The organism is Martelella sp. AMO21009 (genome assembly GCF_053484295.1).
The window spans coordinates 187,041-200,397 of sequence record NZ_JBAKFR010000001.1 but is presented as its reverse complement, the minus strand read 5'-3'; the positions used below and the strand labels follow the sequence as shown (position 1 = coordinate 200,397).

The 13,357-nt window shown below is 63.6% G+C and carries 15 protein-coding genes; 7 read left to right on the top strand and 8 right to left on the bottom strand.

Annotation, left to right across the window (positions count from 1 at the left end; all coding sequences use genetic code 11):
* The first annotated feature begins 2 nt into the window (after positions 1 to 2).
* Both V6766_RS00935 and V6766_RS00930 read left to right on the top strand, forming a co-directional pair.
* The gene (locus V6766_RS00935) at positions 3 to 2,891 is read left to right on the top strand and encodes a PAS domain S-box protein (RefSeq protein ID WP_448462720.1); all 2,889 of its coding nucleotides are present in this window, start codon (positions 3 to 5) and stop codon (positions 2,889 to 2,891) included.
* Positions 2,892 to 2,971: 80 nt separating this feature from the next.
* On the top strand, positions 2,972 to 4,636 hold the full coding sequence (locus tag V6766_RS00930) for an ABC transporter permease (RefSeq protein WP_448462718.1): 1,665 nt from the start codon (positions 2,972 to 2,974) through the stop codon (positions 4,634 to 4,636).
* Between the two features lie 12 nt (positions 4,637 to 4,648).
* Here the strand turns inward: V6766_RS00930 and fba are convergent, their stop codons facing one another.
* Entirely contained in the window at positions 4,649 to 5,713 is a 1,065-nt protein-coding gene (fba, locus tag V6766_RS00925; protein ID WP_448462716.1) for a class II fructose-bisphosphate aldolase, read from the bottom strand.
* A 229-nt stretch (positions 5,714 to 5,942) separates the two neighbouring features.
* Between fba and V6766_RS00920 the strand changes: the two genes are divergently transcribed.
* A complete protein-coding gene (locus V6766_RS00920) occupies positions 5,943 to 6,707 on the top strand; it encodes a DeoR/GlpR family DNA-binding transcription regulator (protein WP_448462714.1) in 765 nt (254 codons plus the stop codon).
* A gap of 48 nt (positions 6,708 to 6,755) precedes the next feature.
* Here V6766_RS00920 and V6766_RS00915 read toward each other — a convergent pair whose 3' ends face one another.
* Entirely contained in the window at positions 6,756 to 7,649 is an 894-nt protein-coding gene (locus tag V6766_RS00915; RefSeq protein WP_448463189.1) for an NAD(P)/FAD-dependent oxidoreductase, read from the bottom strand.
* Positions 7,650 to 7,806: 157 nt separating this feature from the next.
* Here V6766_RS00915 and V6766_RS00910 point away from each other — a divergent pair, with 157 nt between their 5' ends.
* The 3 genes from V6766_RS00910 to V6766_RS00900 all read left to right on the top strand — a co-directional run bounded on the left by V6766_RS00910 (position 7,807) and on the right by V6766_RS00900 (position 9,096).
* Positions 7,807 to 8,250, top strand: a complete 444-nt coding sequence (locus tag V6766_RS00910) for an Rrf2 family transcriptional regulator (RefSeq protein ID WP_448462712.1) — start codon at positions 7,807 to 7,809, stop codon at positions 8,248 to 8,250.
* 82 nt (positions 8,251 to 8,332) lie between these two features.
* Complete coding sequence (locus V6766_RS00905) at positions 8,333 to 8,725, top strand: group II truncated hemoglobin (protein WP_448462710.1); 393 nt, start codon at positions 8,333 to 8,335, stop codon at positions 8,723 to 8,725.
* A gap of 2 nt (positions 8,726 to 8,727) precedes the next feature.
* Positions 8,728 to 9,096: a DUF423 domain-containing protein gene (locus V6766_RS00900; RefSeq protein WP_448462708.1), complete on the top strand. Its 369-nt coding sequence runs from the start codon at positions 8,728 to 8,730 to the stop codon at positions 9,094 to 9,096.
* Between the two features lie 8 nt (positions 9,097 to 9,104).
* Here the strand turns inward: V6766_RS00900 and V6766_RS00895 are convergent, their stop codons facing one another.
* Genes V6766_RS00895 through V6766_RS00880 form a run of 4 tightly spaced genes read right to left on the bottom strand, consistent with a single transcriptional unit; the run spans position 9,105 to position 10,403 of the window.
* Entirely contained in the window at positions 9,105 to 9,476 is a 372-nt protein-coding gene (locus V6766_RS00895; protein ID WP_448462706.1) for a bleomycin resistance protein, read from the bottom strand.
* The gene (locus tag V6766_RS00890) at positions 9,476 to 9,790 is read right to left on the bottom strand and encodes an antibiotic biosynthesis monooxygenase family protein (protein WP_448462704.1); all 315 of its coding nucleotides are present in this window, start codon (positions 9,788 to 9,790) and stop codon (positions 9,476 to 9,478) included. The genes V6766_RS00895 and V6766_RS00890 overlap by 1 nt, the downstream gene beginning before the upstream one ends.
* A complete protein-coding gene (locus V6766_RS00885; RefSeq protein ID WP_448462702.1) occupies positions 9,775 to 10,008 on the bottom strand; it encodes a hypothetical protein in 234 nt (77 codons plus the stop codon). The genes V6766_RS00890 and V6766_RS00885 overlap by 16 nt, the downstream gene beginning before the upstream one ends.
* Complete coding sequence (locus V6766_RS00880; RefSeq protein WP_448427173.1) at positions 10,008 to 10,403, bottom strand: DUF2325 domain-containing protein; 396 nt, start codon at positions 10,401 to 10,403, stop codon at positions 10,008 to 10,010. Before V6766_RS00880 ends, V6766_RS00885 begins: the two co-directional genes overlap by 1 nt.
* 204 nt (positions 10,404 to 10,607) lie before the next feature.
* On the opposite strand from V6766_RS00880, the gene V6766_RS00875 reads away from it, so the two are divergent.
* Complete coding sequence (locus V6766_RS00875; RefSeq protein ID WP_448427172.1) at positions 10,608 to 10,970, top strand: STAS/SEC14 domain-containing protein; 363 nt, start codon at positions 10,608 to 10,610, stop codon at positions 10,968 to 10,970.
* 9 nt (positions 10,971 to 10,979) lie between these two features.
* Here V6766_RS00875 and V6766_RS00870 read toward each other — a convergent pair whose 3' ends face one another.
* Together V6766_RS00870 and V6766_RS00865 are read right to left on the bottom strand one after the other, a co-directional pair.
* Positions 10,980 to 11,828 carry an extensin-like domain-containing protein gene (locus V6766_RS00870; protein WP_448462700.1) on the bottom strand — a complete coding sequence of 283 codons (849 nt, stop codon included), beginning with the start codon at positions 11,826 to 11,828 and terminating at the stop codon, positions 10,980 to 10,982.
* 129 nt (positions 11,829 to 11,957) lie between these two features.
* The gene (locus V6766_RS00865) at positions 11,958 to 13,355 is read right to left on the bottom strand and encodes an NAD(P)(+) transhydrogenase (Re/Si-specific) subunit beta (protein ID WP_448462698.1); all 1,398 of its coding nucleotides are present in this window, start codon (positions 13,353 to 13,355) and stop codon (positions 11,958 to 11,960) included.
* Positions 13,356 to 13,357 lie beyond the last annotated feature (2 nt).

The window sequence follows — 13,357 nt, the reverse complement described above, 5'->3', positions numbered from 1 at the left end:
TCATGAGCAACCCGCCTTTCATCGCCTTTGCATCGCACCCTGCCCTGCGCCAGCGATTCCTGGACGCGCGGCCCATGCTGGTGCTCGACGCACCCGACGGCGCGATCGTCTGGGCCAATGATCCTGGCGCCAGGCTTTTCGGCTATTCCGGGGTAGATGCGGCGATCGGGAGGGGCCCGAGCGATCCGATTCTCCGCCGTCAGTTCGCCGCCGTCGCCGGCAGGCTTTCCGAGCCGGGCGATAGCGAGAGCCTTACGATACACCTGACTCAGCGATTCCGGCGGGTCACGAGGAAGGCGACGGCGAGCCTGTTCGTTCTTGCCGGCCATCGGTACTTTCTGCTGGAATGCGAATCCGACGCCCGGGATGACGCAAGCCTCGTGCACGGATCGCAACACCTGGCGCTCGTGGATGGCGACGGCCAGATCACGCTCCGTTCCGACGATTTCGCGGTCACAGCCATTGGCGAGGCCGATATTGCCGACATGGTCGACAGCCTTTCGCGCCGGGCCGACAGCTATATCGAGCGGCTGGTCACCAATGAAGCCGGAATCTGGCCGGTGGCGCTGGGGCGGCTTTCAAGCACGCCCGACCTTTTCCTGCTCGCCGTCTCGCCGGACCTCTCGGCGGAGATCAAGCCGCATATGCGTCCCGAACGCAGCGAACCGGCCGCGCCGCAAAGATCCGCCCGCGACGCCATCGCCGCCATTGACGAAAGTCTCGGCGCGCTGATGGAGGCAAGCGCTGAGGAACCCGCCGCCCCGGTGATCAGGAAACAGCCCGAGATCGCAGCGGTGGAGGAAACACGGCCCCCGGAACAGGAAGTCGCGGAAGCACCGCTTCCGCGCCGCTTCGTTTGGCGCACGGACATTTATGGGCGGATCACCGAGGTCTCAAGCGAACTGGTGGAAGCCGTCGGCGAGGAAACCGGCGCGATCTCCGGCCTTACTTTCGGCGAAGTGGAATCGCAGCTTGGCGTCAAGGGCGCCGACGCGATCGGCGACCTGCTGCAAACGACGGAAACCTGGTCCGGCCGCAGCGTCGAATGGCCGCTCGGCAACACCAATATGCTCGTCCCGGTCGATCTCGCAGCCCTGCCCACCTTTACCCGTGAGCGACGTTTCGACGGTTTTCGCGGCTTTGGTCTCGTCCGGCTCGGCGAGCAGCGGGAAGCACCGCGCCCGATACGCGTCTCGGAGGCCCGGCGCGCCGAAAGCGCGAAGACGCTGACAGACGACGAGCGCCATGCGCTGGATGAGATCGCAAGCCAGCTGCGCTCCGCGGCCCCTGCCGAAGACCTGCGGCCTGATGCCCCCGCCGAAGACATGCAGCCGGAAACGCCGGAACCTCAGCCCCGCGGCCCGGTGATCCGCCGCACCACCGCGCCTGCCGGAAAGGCCGAAACCACAGCGGACACCTCCGAATTCGATCGCAGCGAGAACCCGATCGTGATCCAGGCGGGAGAACGCATTCTTCACGTCAATCCCGCGTTTCTGGCGGTCTCCGGCTATGGCTCGCTCGAGGTGGTGATCGCCGCCGGCGGCACCGATGCCTTTGTCGAACGCGGCAGCGACGACCGGCTGTTCCTGCGCACCGCCGATGGCGAAAGGCTTCCGGTATCCTTCCACATGCAGGCGATCGCCTGGAACGATGGCCGTGCGCTGGCCCTGACACTCCGGCCGGCACAGGATTCCGACACGCTCGCAACACCCTTGGTCGGCGCCGCGCCGAAGCCGGCGGAAGCGCCCGCCCCCAGCGCCGACAGGAACGCCGAGGTTGCGGAACTCTCCTCGATCCTCGACACGGCCACCGACGGCATACTGATTCTGGATGGGGAGCGGCGACTGCGTTCGCTCTCCGCCTCCGCGGCCGCGCTGTTTGCCACCGACACGGGCGAGGTCGCGGGCAAGCCTGTCGATATCCTGTTCGCCGAGGAAAGCCACAGCGACCTCCGCAGGCACCTTGATCGCCTCGGCCAACGGCCCGCCGGCGAGTTCGCCACCGAAGGGCTGGAAGTGATCGGCCGGGAATCCGGCGGCGGGCTGATCCCTCTCTACGTTACGCTAGGTCCGCTCCCGCAATCGGACGGCATCTGCATGGCGCTGCGCGACATCACCGCGCTGAAGCGCCGCGAGGACGATCTGCGCGCCGCCCGGCGCGAAGCGCGACAGGCCGAGGATGACCGCGACGCCTTCATTTCGGCGCTGCGCTATGAAGTGCGCCAGCCGATCGATGCGATCGTTTCGCTTTCCGAAACGCTCGATCACCAGCCGTTCGGCGCGATCGGCGATCAGCGCTATCACCGCATCGCCCGCGAAATCGCGCTCAAGGGGCGTCACGCCCGCGGCGTGATCGGCAGGCTGCTGGGCGAGCCGGAACCGGAGCCAGAGATCGCTCCGCCCCCGCCTGAACCCGAAACGAAGCCCCGGAAGGATGACGCCGCGCGCATAAACGATGCCATCGCCGAGGCTGTCAGCATGGTGCAGCCGCGCGCCAATGGACGGCGGATCATCATCCGCGCCGCCCTGTCGCCGAGCGTCGGCAGCGCGCCGGGCTCGGAGGAAACGCTGAGACAGATCGCCCATGAACTGCTCATGGGCGCGGTCCAGTTCACCCCGGCGGGCGGCCAGGTCGTGGTGTCGACGGCGCTGACGGCGGACGGGGCGACGGTGCTGCGGTTCCGCGACAATGGCATCGCGCCCTCGCGCCGGCGCGTCGGCAATGGCGGCGCGCGGTCCGAACAGGGCGGCGCGGAAAACACCCATCTGGAAAAGGCCCGCAGGCTTGCCGAAAGTCTCGGCGCTCGCCTGGAGGTGCAGGCCGTTCCCAACGAAGGCATGCTGGTCGAGGTATTCCTGCCCGAGCGGCAGACAAGGCCGCTGCATTATTGAGCGCGCGGCGCGTATTGCCCGGCGCGGCGTGAGATCGTAAGAACGGTGATCCGCAACGGCTCGCCTGAAGGCCGCACCCCATGTCCGCATCAGAAATCAGCACTACCACGCGCCTTTTCCGACAGGTTGTACCAGCGCCGCTCACCCTTGCGGCGGGCGCGATTGCGGCGCTGATGCTGCTGCCGCTCGCAGCGATCGTCTGGCTTGCCTTCTCCTCCGATCTTTCGTCGCTCGCCCATCTGGCGACGACGGTTCTGCCGGGCGCCGCGCGGCGGACCTTCTGGCTGCTGTTGCTCAACGGTCTGATCACCGGCGTCGTCGGGGTGATGACGGCATGGCTGGTAGTGTCGTTCGACTTCCCCTTCCGCCGCCTGCTCTCATCTCTCCTTGTGCTGCCGCTCGCCATGCCAATCTATCTCGCCGCCTATGCCTTCGGCGAATTCCTCGATTTCACCGGGCCGGTGCAGACGCTTTACCGCTCGATCTTCGGCTTCCAGAGCGCGCGCGATTATTATTTCCCCGATATCCGCTCGCTGGGCGGCGCGGTGCTGGTGATGTCCGCCGTGCTTTATCCTTATGTCTATCTAACCGCCCGCGCGGTTTTCGCCATGCAGGGGCGCAATGCGGCCGAGGTGGCGCGCACGCTTGGCGCGGGGCGCTGGCGGGTGCTGCGGCGGGTGCAGTTTCCGATGGCGCGGCCGGCGATCATCGTCGGCGTGACGCTGGTGCTGATGGAAAGCCTGAACGATATCGGCGCGGTACAGTATCTCGGCGTCAACACGCTGACTTTCTCGATCTACGAGACCTGGCTGAACCGGGGCGATCTTGGCGGCGCGGCGCAGCTTTCGGCGATCATGCTGGTCTTCGTGCTGGGACTGATCCTGCTCGAGCGGCTGGCGCGGCGCAACCAGCGTTACGCGGCTTCGCGCGCGAGCGGCGAAGCCGCACGGCAGCGCCTGTCCGGCGGCAAGGCGGCGCTTGCAACCTTCTCCTGCGCCGTTCCGGTCGTCATCGGCTTTCTGGTTCCGACGCTGGTGCTGCTCGACTTCGCGCTGAAACGGCTGGACGATTTTGTTTCGACGCGCCTGTTGGAAGCGCTGTTGACCAGCATCATCGTATCCGGGCTTGCCGCGGTCGCCGCCGTCATTTTCGGTCTCACCCTCGCCTATGCCGTCCGGAGCCATGCTTCGCCGAGAACCCGCAGCCTCGCCCGGCTTGCCTCGCTCGGCTATGCCATTCCCGGCACGGTGCTGGCGATCGGCGTGCTGATACCGCTTGCCGGCCTCGACAACTGGACGGACGGGCTGATGCGCGCCTCCTTCGGCATTTCCACTGGACTGGTGCTTTCAGGCAGCGGCTTTGCCATCGTCTATGCCTGCACCGCCCGGTTTCTGGCGATGGCCGAGGGCAGCGTCGATTCCGGCTTCCAGAAGCTCTCGCGCAATCTCGACATGGCCGCACGCACGCTCGGGCGAACGCCGTTGAAGGCGCTGTTTGCCGTGTTGCTGCCCAATATGCGCCCGGCGCTCTGGACCGCGGCGCTGCTGGTATTCATCGAAACGCTGAAGGAACTTTCGGCCACGATCCTGCTGCGCCCCTTCAACTTCAACACGCTGGCGACCCTCGTCTACGAGGATGCGTCGCGCGCCGAGGTCGAAAGCGCCTCCGTGCCCGCCATCATCATCATTCTGGCGGGACTGATCCCGGTGCTGCTGGTATCGCGGTCGATGGACAGGCGGGGCTAACCCCGCCGCCCGTTACCCGATCTTGGGCGACAGCGAGCCATCGGCGTAGCGCTTGGCCATATCCGCCATCGGGATCGCCTTGATCTTGTCGGCGTGGCCAGCCGTGCCGAAGGCTTCGAAGCGTTCGACGCAGAGCTTGGTCATCGCCTCCATGGCGGGTTTCAGATATTTCCGGGGGTCGAATTCGGACGGGTTTTCGGCAAACACCTTGCGGATCGCGCCGGTCATCGCCATGCGGTTGTCGGTGTCGATATTGACCTTGCGCACGCCGTGCTTGATGCCGCGCTGGATCTCCTCCACCGGCACGCCCCAGGTCGGCTTCATCTCGCCGCCATATTTGTTGATGATCTCCTGAAGCTCTTCCGGCACCGAAGATGAGCCGTGCATGACCAGATGGGTATCCGGCAGGCGGCGATGGATTTCCTCGATCACATTCATCGCCAGCACGTCGCCATCCGGCTTGCGGGTGAACTTGTAGGCGCCGTGGCTGGTGCCCATCGCAACCGCCAGCGCATCCACCTGGGTTTCCTTGACGAACTGGACGGCCTGATCCGGATCGGTCAGCAACTGGTCATGCTCCAGCTTGCCCTCGAAGCCGTGGCCATCCTCCTTCTCGCCCTCGCCGGTTTCCAGCGAGCCCAGAATGCCGATCTCGCCTTCGACAGATGCGCCGGCCCAGTGGGCGAAATCCGACACGCGCCGGGTGATGCCGGCATTATATTCATAATCCGCCGGGGTCGAGCCATCGGCCTTCAGCGAGCCATCCATCATCACCGAGGTGAAGCCGTATTTGATCGCGGTCATGCAGGTGGCTTCGTTGTTGCCGTGGTCCTGATGCATCACCAGCGGAATATCGGGATAGAGCTCCGACAGGCCCTCGATCAACTTGGCAAGCACCAGGTCGTTGGCATAGGAGCGCGCGCCGCGGCTTGCCTGGATGATGAGCGGCGACGACGTCTTCTTCGCCGCGGCCATGATCGCGAGGCCCTGTTCCATATTGTTGATGTTGAAGGCCGGCACGCCGTAGCCGTATTCGGCCGCGTGATCGAGCAACTGCCGCAAGGTAATCATGGGCATCGCCAAGTCTCCTGTGATTGCACGCCGCCCTGTCGGCGGCTCATCAAATGTTCCTCAGCCGCCCGAGTATGGCAGCTTTGTATTTTGATGATAGGAGTTGCATCGAAAATAACAATACCATTTTACAAACAACACTTTAATTGTTATTTTAATCGTTATAAAATGTGATATGTATCATTAACAGCGGTGTTAGATCAAAGACGCCACAACATTGGACATGGAGAGGCCGGTGAAAGCCGATGAAAGACGGGCGGCGATGATGGCGCTGCTGATGGAAAAGGGCACGGCGAGCGTCGATGAACTGAGTCTTAGATTCCATGTTTCGAAGATGACGGTGCACCGCGATCTCGACGAGCTGGAAGCGTCCGGACAGCTGCGCAAGGTGCGTGGCGGGGCGTCCGTTCAGTCGTCTGCGATGTTTCAGGCCGATTTCCGCTATCGCCAGAAAATGGCTGCCAATGAGAAAGCGCGGATCGCCGCCAGCGCCGCGGCGCTGGTGGAGCCCGGCATGACGCTGATGATCGATGATTCGTCGACCGCGGCGAACCTGACCGAGCACCTCACCCACCGCCTGCCGCTGACTGTGATTTCCAACAATCTGAGTGTTATATCACAACTGGCAGGCATTGCCGGGATCGAGCTGATGGCGCTTGGCGGCCAGTACAGTCGCAAGTTCAACGGCTTTTTCGGCCTGCTGACGGAGGACGCGCTGAGAGGGCTGCGCGCCGATATCGGCTTCATCTCCGCCTCCGCGATTTACGAGGGCGCGGCCTTCCATCAGGATCCGGAGGTGGTCCAGACCAAGCGGCTGATCGTGAAGGGCGCCGAACGCCGCGTGCTGCTCGCCGACCACACCAAATTCGGCCGCCCGGGCCTGCATTTCCTGACCGGGCTCGAAACCTTCACCGCCGTTTTCACCGGTTCCGAACTGGCGCCGGAGCAGCGCAACGTCTTGCAGGAAAAAGGCGTCGCGCTGCATTGCGTGGCACCCTGACCGGGCGGACGACCACCTCTGCGATCTCCTCCGGCAACGGGCCCAGCATCAGCCGAACAGCAAGGACCGGTGGACCGCGGCGCCTGCAAGATTGCCGTCGCCGACGGCGAGCGCCACGGACGCCATCGGGCGCGCTGCATCGCCACAGGCAAACACGCCCGGTACGCTGGTCTCCTTCATCTCTCCGGTTCGGATCACGGAACCGACCGGCCCCTCTTCGAAATCGAGGCCAAGGTCGCTTGCGATCGGGCTTGCGACCTCGAACCGCGCCATGGCGAACAGGCCGGCGAAGGAAAGGAGACGCCCATCAGCAAGCCTTATGTCCGCGTGACCGGTGATTGCTTCGATCGGACTGCGCTCGATGGTCACACCGCGCGCTGACAGGCTTTGAAGCTGATCCTCGTCCGGTTCGAAGGCATTGTCGAGCAGCAAGGTCGTCGGCCCCCAATCAGGCAGCAGGAGCGCCTGATGCATGGACAAGTCGGAGCCGGCAATGACGCCGATCCTGCCCTGGTTCAGCTCGTAGCCGTGGCAATAGGGGCAGTGAAACACGGCCTTGCCCCAGCGTTCGGCAAGGCCTTCAATGTCAGGCATGATATCCCGTACGCCGGTTGCCAGAAGCAGCCGGCGGGCCAGATGACGTTCCCCATTGGCGACGACCTCGAAGCGCGTCTCCTGGCCTTCCGCCAGCGGCATTGCGCTTTCGGCCCGGGCCGAGAGCCAGGCGATCGTGCTGTACTTCATCACCTGGGCGCGCGCCTCGGCGGTGATGACGGCGGGATCGACGCCGTCCTGTGTCAGGAAACCATGCGAATGGCTGGTGAACCGGTTGCGCCGCAGGCCCTCGTCGATAATGAGCACGCTGCGTCTGGCGCGTCCAAGCTGCAGGGCGGCGGATAGCCCGGCATAGCTTCCGCCGATGATGATGACGTCGTGAATGATGGCGCTCATGGCATAACCTCTCTTTTCTCGACACAACATAAGTTACAAGAAACGAGCATGTCAACACTCATGACACTTTTGTTGTGACGTGACTAGTGGACCGTGATAAGAGAAAACGATGCAATGTTTAAGCGAGCCTTGGCGAAGGAGAGACACGATGCGGCAGGACAGCCGGCTTTCGCGCATGCTTCATGTTTTGGTGCACATGGGGCGGTATGACGGCGTCATGACCTCCGACATGATCGCCGCCATGCTCGGCGCCAATCCGGTGGTGATCCGCCGCACCATGGCGGGACTGCGCGAGCAGGGATATGTGCGCTCCGAGAAGGGTCACCGGGGCGGCTGGACGCTGACGCGACCGCTCGAGGAACTGACATTGCTCGATATCTATCGCGCGGTGGGCGAGCCATCGGTCTTCGCCGTAGGCCCCGCCTACGACATGCCGGGCTGCCCGATCGAACAGGCGGTCAATGCAACGCTGAAGGACGTGTTCGACGAGGCCGAACAGGTGCTGCTGCGGCGTTTCGCAGGTGTCACGCTCGCCGATATCGCCGACACGTTTCCGGCCGGCAGTCCGCTCCCGGGAGAGCGTTGCAGTTGACGGGAATACTGCCGTCAACTACGGCTGCGGCAATGCCACCCGAAATGCCGTGGTCCGAGCCATGAAACTGCGAGGCGAAGCTATGAACGCGCGCGAAACGATTACGCTCTACGAAGCCATAGGCGGAGCCGATGCCGTGGAAAGGCTGACGCGCCGGTTCTACGAACTGATGGATACGCTGCCGGAGGCGGCGCGGTGTCGCGCGGTCCATCCCGCCGATCTTTCCGGCTCGGAAGCGAAATTTCGCGACTATCTGACCGGCTATCTCGGCGGCCCGCCCGTCTATGTCGAAAAACACGGTCACCCGCGTCTCAGGATGCGCCACATGTCAGCGCCGATCGGGCCGCAGGAGCGCGACGAATGGCTGCTGTGCTTCCGCCGCGCGCTGGAGGAAACCGTGCCCGATATCCGGCTGCGCGGCGTGATCATGCCGCCGATCGAAAAACTCGCTTATCATATGCAAAACAGGAACTGAGCATGGCAGGCCTTACGCTTTCATCACGCATCTTGCTGTTCTGCGGCGGTCTTACGGGTGCCGCCGGCGTCATGCTCGCCGCCGCCGCCTATCACGGCGACAGCGCGGTGCTGCAATCGGCGGCGCTGGTCTGCCTTGCCAATGGCCCGGCGCTGCTGGCGCTGGCGCTGCTCGCGATGCGCACGGCGGTCGCCGCGGCGGCGGGGATCGCGATCGCGCTTGGCACGCTGCTGTTTGCGGGCGATATCGCGGCTCTTTCCTATATGGGGTCCGGGCTGTTCCGCATGGCGGCCCCGGTGGGCGGCACCGCCATCATCGCCGGCTGGCTGCTGGCGGCGCTCGCCGCGCTGCTGCCGGCAAGCCGCGACTGACTACGCTTCTAAGCTTCCTGGCCATCCGGGATGCGGCCGAAGCGCAGCAGATTGCCGTGCGGATCTGAGACGTAGAATTCCTTCATGCCCCATTCGCGCTCGGTAAAGCCCATCGGGTGAAGGATGTCCCGCATCTCGTATTCGGCATAAAGCGCGTCTATGCCGCCGCCGCGGATGTAGACCGAGGTCCGCTCGCAAAGCGTCTTGTCGTCGGTCAGCCAGAAATGCAGCTCAAGACCGGGGCGGCGGAGAATGAGATAGTCCTCATGCTCATGCACCACTTCCGAAAGCCCGAGCTTTTCGGTGTAGAACGCCTTGGTCTCGGCGAGATTGACCGAGGGCAGAACGGGCAGGACTTCGATTTCCGCCGGGTCGCTCATCACGCGCCCTTGATCGCGTTGAAGCCTTCGAAGACCGGCGGGCCCAGATATTCCGCCTTGCGTTCGCCGGCACTCTTGTGCGCATCGCGAAACTGCTCGGATCTGGTCCAGGCGGTGAAGGCTTCCTCGCTCTCCCACATCGTGTGCGAGGCATAGAGCGTGTAGCCTTCATCCGCGAAATGCTTGCCCTTCAGGAGATGGAAGGAGATGAAGCCGGCGAGTTCGGCAAGGCGCGAATCGCGACCCTTCCAGATGGCCTCGAAAGCTTCCTCCGAGCCGGACGCGACCTTGAAGCGGTTCATTGCGATATACATTGTCTTACCTCTGTTGATTTAGTCTGAACCCGGCGACGCCAGTCCGCCACGTCAATCACCTTACCGGTGCCGGATATCCCGACGCGACGCCGCTGGCGCTGCGGAAATGCGATAATGGCGGCCCCGGTGCGCATCTCTTGGTAGCGGCCCGCCACGATACCGGCCGCATCGGCCCGATGCAGGCCGATCAGGCGAATGCCATCGATATCACAGATCATCAGTTTCCGCGCTCATTCATGCTGTGAAGCGCGCGTTCCAGCGAGGATTTCGAGCCGTTGCGCAGCGGGATGAACGCCTTGTTGAATTTCTTGCAGCCGGATTTGACCCGCACACAGGCATCATGGCTGATGCAGTCGATCGGGCAGAACACGCAGTCGACGGAGGGCAGCACCCGGTCGATCCGCGACACCGCCTCGCGCAGGCCGCCATCGTGATGGATCAGTTCGGCGCCGAAGCCGTCGGCCACCGCGCGCAGATGGGCGACCTGACAGTCACGCCCGCCGACATAGAGAAAACTCCGGCCGGCAAGTCCATCCGGTGCCTCTGCGACTCGCGTCACCTCACCGGATTTCTGTTCGGCCCTGGCCGCTTTTCGCCGGTTTTTCTTCGCCATGACAGCCTCCTCATCAAGGGCGGTTTCACTTGGTTGCGGCGAGCTTATAAAACCTGATTAAAAAGGTAAAGTTTAAATATGAGGATTGTAGTCATGTTTTTATCCGAGTGCGCGCCGCTTGTTACAAATCGGCAATCCTGCGCGGCGGCGCTTTCAAAGTTGCGGCGGGCACGCTACAACACCGAGCAAAATCGGAGGACTTCCATGCTTGAGAAAATCGAAAGCCTGCCGGACAATCTGATCGGCTTCACGATCCACAAGGCGCTGAGCGCGAATGATTACCAGAACGTCCTGCTGCCGGCGCTTGAAACCCAGAGCGCGAAGGGCGGCGGACTGCGCCTGCTGCTGGTGACAGCCTCGGATTTCGCCGGCTCGGATGTCGGCACCGCCATGGGCGGTCAACCCTTCCGCCGCTCCGAACCGCTGGAGTTCAAGAGCATCGCCATCGTCAGCGCCAATAAGGGCTTCACCCAGGCGGTGCAGATGTTCGGCATGCTGTTCCACGCCGATGTGAAGGTCTTTGGCCCCGACAGCCAGGGCGAAGCCATTTCATGGCTTGAGAAATAATCCCCGTCCCTACCGGCAGTAGCGATAGCCGCTCTTGCGCTCGATCACATCGAGATGCATGTGGTCCTGATGGGTCGCATCGCTGCCGGGTGACAGCACCGTCGTAAAATAGAGGCAGGCCGCCGCGCTGACGGTGCGCTGAAAGGCGCCGATGGCGCTGCCGTCCTTCATGCGCGGCAGCATTTCCACCGTCTCGCCGCTCGAAAACGTCAGAGAACGGATATCGACGGCATTGCCCTTTGCATGTTCGGAAATCTTGGCGCCATCCACATTGTTGCGGCTGCGGCAGACATAGGTTGACGCCTGCTCCACCTTGGTGAGCCGCGCATCCGGGGACAGCGCGATCTTCGCCGTCGGCTCGACATAGGACTTCGCCCAGGTGGCGAGCGCGAGCGCGGTCTTGCAGCGCATCGTGCCCTCGGGTGAAAGCGCGACACCCTCCATCACCGCGGTGACCTTCAGCGGCCGCGCCATGCCGCAGGCCCCTTCCTCGTCGATCGGCTTCAGCACTTCATACTCCGTCCCGAGCGCAGTGAGCGCCGCCGTACAGCGGAGAAATTCACCATCATCTTCCTCCGGCGGTTTCGGATCGGGCGGCGGCGGGTTTTCCGCCCGCTCCTCCGGCAGCGGGGGCTCCTCGGGAAGATCGGCCTCGACCTTCTCCGCGGCCTCGTCTTCGGCCGCGCCGGGCTCTGTCGCTTCCGTCGCCTGCGTTGGCGAAGCCTCCGCCTCCACGGCGGCATCGCCATCCGGACGCTGTTCCGGCACCGGCGGATTTTCGGGAAGGTCGAGCGCCATCAGACATAATGCCATCGCCGGAATGAGAGCGACGGTCAGGGGTTTCCTGGAAATGGCCACGGGCTGTCCTCGGTTGATGTTGCCATGGGACAACGTGCAGTGGTGATGGACGGTTCCGCTCAAGCGTCCGCCACAAACGAAAACCCGGCGGGATGAGCCGCCGGGTTTCCAGTTATTTCAAGGCTTTGGCTATTCGATCGCCTTGACGATATCCTCGGTCATCTTCTTGGCGTCGCCGAGCAGCATCATCGTGCCGTCCTTGTAGAACAGCTCGTTGTCGATGCCGGCATAGCCGGAGCCGAGCGAGCGCTTGACGAACAGGCAGGTCTTGGCCTTGTCGACATCGAGGATCGGCATGCCGTAGATCGGCGAGGCCTTGTCGTCGCGCGCCGCCGGATTGGTGACGTCATTGGCGCCGATGACATAGGCGACGTCGGCCTGTGCGAATTCGGAGTTGATATCCTCCAGCTCGAACACCTCGTCATAGGGCACATTGGCCTCGGCCAAGAGCACGTTCATGTGCCCCGGCATGCGGCCCGCGACCGGGTGAATGGCATATTTCACCTCGACGCCCTTTTCCTTCAGCTTGTCGGCAAGCTCGCGCAGCGCATGCTGCGCCTGGGCGACCGCCATGCCGTAGCCCGGCACGATGATGACCCTGGAGGCGTTTTCCATCAGGAAGGCCGCGTCGTCGGCAGAGCCGGTCTTGACCGTGCGGTCGATATCCGACGCGCCGCCCGCGGCACCGCTCTCGCCGCCAAAACCGCCGAGAATGACGGAGATGAACGAGCGGTTCATGCCCTTGCACATGATGTAGGACAGGATCGCGCCCGATGAGCCGACCAGCGCGCCGGTGACGATCAGCGCCATATTGCCAAGCGTGAAGCCGATGCCGGCGGCCGCCCAACCCGAATACGAGTTCAGCATCGAGACCACGACCGGCATGTCGGCCCCGCCGATCGGCACAATCAGCAGCACGCCCAGCACCAGCGCCAGAATGACGATCAGCCAGAAGTGGACCGGATTGGCCGTTGCCGACAGCGACACGATGAACAGCACCAGACCGGCCAGAAGCGCGATATTGATGATGTGGCGCGCCGGCAGCAGGATCGGCTTTCCGGACATGCGCCCGTCAAGCTTCAGAAAGGCGATGATCGAGCCGGTAAAGGTGATCGCGCCGATCGCGGCACCAATCGAAAGCTCGATCAGGGCGCGCAGATGAATATCATCCGGCGTGCCGATGCCGAAGCTTTCCGGCGAATAGAGCGCGGCCCCCGCCACCAGCACGGCGGCAAGGCCGACCAGCGAGTGAAAGCCGGCGACAAGCTGCGGCATCGCCGTCATCGGAATGGTGCGGGCGATATAGGCCCCGATACCACCGCCGATGGCAAGCGCGAGCACGATCAGGATCAGCGCCGGGAAATCCGGCTTGGCCAGCAACAGCGTGGTGACGATCGCGATCCCCATGCCGACCATGCCGTATAGGTTGCCCTTGCGGCTGGTGGAGGGGTGCGACAGGCCGCGCAGCGCCAGAATGAAAAGCACGGCGGAGACGAGAAACAGCAAGGCTGCAAGATTGACAGACATCG

Bases quoted from the DNA above. Each gene is read 5' to 3' on its own strand.
- V6766_RS00930 (WP_448462718.1), top strand. From the start codon at position 2,972: ATGTCCGCATCAGAAATCAGCACTACCACGCGCCTTTTCCGACAGGTT.
- V6766_RS00895 (WP_448462706.1), bottom strand. From the start codon at position 9,476: ATGAGCGACCCGGCGGAAATCGAAGTCCTGCCCGTTCTGCCCTCGGTC.
- V6766_RS00885 (WP_448462702.1), bottom strand. From the start codon at position 10,008: ATGATCTGTGATATCGATGGCATTCGCCTGATCGGCCTGCATCGGGCC.
- V6766_RS00900 (WP_448462708.1), top strand. From the start codon at position 8,728: ATGGCAGGCCTTACGCTTTCATCACGCATCTTGCTGTTCTGCGGCGGT.
- V6766_RS00865 (WP_448462698.1), bottom strand. From the start codon at position 13,355: ATGTCTGTCAATCTTGCAGCCTTGCTGTTTCTCGTCTCCGCCGTGCTT.
- V6766_RS00880 (WP_448427173.1), bottom strand. From the start codon at position 10,403: ATGGCGAAGAAAAACCGGCGAAAAGCGGCCAGGGCCGAACAGAAATCC.
- V6766_RS00875 (WP_448427172.1), top strand. From the start codon at position 10,608: ATGCTTGAGAAAATCGAAAGCCTGCCGGACAATCTGATCGGCTTCACG.
- V6766_RS00935 (WP_448462720.1), top strand. From the start codon at position 3: ATGAGCAACCCGCCTTTCATCGCCTTTGCATCGCACCCTGCCCTGCGC.
- V6766_RS00905 (WP_448462710.1), top strand. From the start codon at position 8,333: ATGAACGCGCGCGAAACGATTACGCTCTACGAAGCCATAGGCGGAGCC.
- V6766_RS00910 (WP_448462712.1), top strand. From the start codon at position 7,807: ATGCGGCAGGACAGCCGGCTTTCGCGCATGCTTCATGTTTTGGTGCAC.
- fba (WP_448462716.1), bottom strand. From the start codon at position 5,713: ATGCCCATGATTACCTTGCGGCAGTTGCTCGATCACGCGGCCGAATAC.
- V6766_RS00890 (WP_448462704.1), bottom strand. From the start codon at position 9,790: ATGTATATCGCAATGAACCGCTTCAAGGTCGCGTCCGGCTCGGAGGAA.